The sequence below is a fragment of the uncultured Campylobacter sp. genome (assembly GCF_938040115.1).
Taxonomy (GTDB): domain Bacteria; phylum Campylobacterota; class Campylobacteria; order Campylobacterales; family Campylobacteraceae; genus Campylobacter_A.
The window spans coordinates 1-2240 of record NZ_CALHXD010000018.1 but is presented as its reverse complement, the minus strand read 5'-3'; the positions used below and the strand labels follow the sequence as shown (position 1 = coordinate 2240).

Genomic DNA, 2240 nt, shown 5'->3' with positions numbered 1-2240 from the left:
ACCGATAAATTTAACACAGCCCTACTAGAAGACAGCAAAGGTCACAAAATCAACCTTAAAAACGCAGTTACAGCAAGCGGCGTAAGACTAGCGAACGACGATATCGGTACAGAGATAACGTTTAAACGCGGCGAAGGTATCCTAAATCTTGCAAAAGGCGGCGAGGATATTTTCTTAAGATACGACGAATAAAAACTTTCCCGCCGAATTTTACGGCGGGACTCTCTCTCCCTCAAATTTACCAAATTTAACTCCCGCAAAATCTCGTCAAATTTGAACTTTCGCTTGCTTTTCATCTTTCTTTCAAATTTGCTCAAATTTAATATCTCTTATCAAAAATGGCTTTGTATTAAATTTTAATAGCCCTCTATAAAATGCCCAAATATACGCGATTTAAAAGTGATTTTAAACTTAAAAATGACATTTTTAAAATGCCCGGAGAGCAAATTTCGGTCACTAAATTTTAAGCCAACTTTGCCTATACTTTCGTCAAATTTATCATCAAAATTTAACGTAAGGAATGAAATGAAATTTATCCTAAAACGCGACGGCACGAAGCAAGAATACCTCCCGTATAAAATCCAAGACGCGATCAAAAAAGCCTTTGAAAGCGAGTCTAAAGAGTACGACGACAAGGTCTTTTTGGATGTGATGGGGCACGTGTTTGACAGTGAAGTTTTGAGCGTCGAGGACGTGCAAGACTACATCGAAAAGGCGCTTTTTAACGCGGGACACTTCGACGTGATGAAGAGCTTTATGCTCTACCGACACACGCACAAGCTTCAGCGCGAGCAAATTTTAGGACTAAATGAAGATACGACCTACATCAACTCCACCCAAACGATCAGCGAGTACATCAACGGCACCGACTGGCGCATCCTGGCAAACTCAAATACCAGCTACTCAAACGCCGGCCTAATCAACAACACCGCGGGCAAGGTCATCGCCAACTACTGGCTGGATAAGGTGTATAGCAAAGAAGAGGGCCTCGCGCACCGAAACGGCGACTACCATATCCACGATCTTGACTGCCTCACGGGATACTGCGCGGGCTGGAGCCTTAGGGCGCTACTAAACGAGGGGTTTAACGGCGTGCGCGGCAGGGTCGAGAGCAAGGCGCCCAAGCACTTCCGCGAAGCGCTGTATCAGATGGCTAATTTCTTAGGAATTTTACAAAGCGAGTGGGCGGGCGCACAGGCGTTTAGCAGCTTTGACACCTATCTAGCGCCTTACGTTTTTCGCGACAAGCTAAGCGATAAAGAGATCAAAAAGGCGATAACTAGCTTTATCTTTAACCTAAATGTGCCGGCTCGTTGGGGCCAGAGTCCGTTTACCAACGTGACGATCGACATCACCTGCCCGAGTGATCTGCGCGATCAGATCCCGACGCGCGAGGATAGGCATATATTTAGCGACCTTGAGGACGCAGAGCTGGCGCAGGAGGCTCAAAAACGCGGCTTTAATAAGCTAACGAATATGACTTACCGCGCCTTTGAGCCTGAGATGAACCGCATCGACAAGGCGTTTTACGAGATCATGACCGAGGGCGACAAGTGCTCGCAGCCCTTTACTTTCCCGATACCTACCGTAAATATCACCGAGGATTTCGACTGGGACAGTGAGGTGGCGAAGGTGCTTTTTGAAAACACGGCGAAAATGGGGTCGAGCTATTTTCAAAATTTCGTCGGCAGCCAGTACACGATCGATGAAAACGGCAACCGCGTCGCAAACGACAAGGCCTATAAGCCGGGCCACGTGCGCTCGATGTGCTGCCGCTTGCAGCTAGATTTACGCGAGCTGCTAAAGCGCGGCGGAGGGCTGTTCGGTAGTGCGGAGATGACCGGTAGTATCGGCGTCGTGACACTAAATTTAGCTCGCCTGGGCTACCTATATAAAGGCGATAAAAAGGGACTCTACACGCGCCTTGAGTATCTGCTAAATTTAGCCAAATCCACGCTCGAAAAAAAGCGCAAATTTATCCAGGATATGTACGAACGCGGCCTGTATCCGTATACCGCGCGCTATCTAAAACACTTTAATAACCACTTTAACACCATCGGCATCAACGGCATGAACGAGCTTTTGAGAAATTTTACAAACGACAAGGAAAACATAGCGACCGATTTTGGGCGAGAATTCGCGATCGAGATGATCGAGTTTCTACGCGGTAAAATTCGCGAGTTCCAAGAGAGTACCGGCAACCTTTACAACCTCGAAGCCACGCCTGCCGAGGGCACGAC

General features: G+C 47.4%; 1 protein-coding gene and 1 pseudogene. Both read left to right on the top strand.

What is annotated here, in order from left to right:
• A pseudogene (locus Q0314_RS00895) lies at window positions 1-192 on the top strand (hypothetical protein); the annotation flags it as partial.
• Window positions 193-525: 333 nt separating this feature from the next.
• A partial coding sequence (locus tag Q0314_RS00890; RefSeq protein ID WP_298055461.1) for a ribonucleoside triphosphate reductase occupies window positions 526-2240 on the top strand: 1715 nt, incomplete at its 3' end.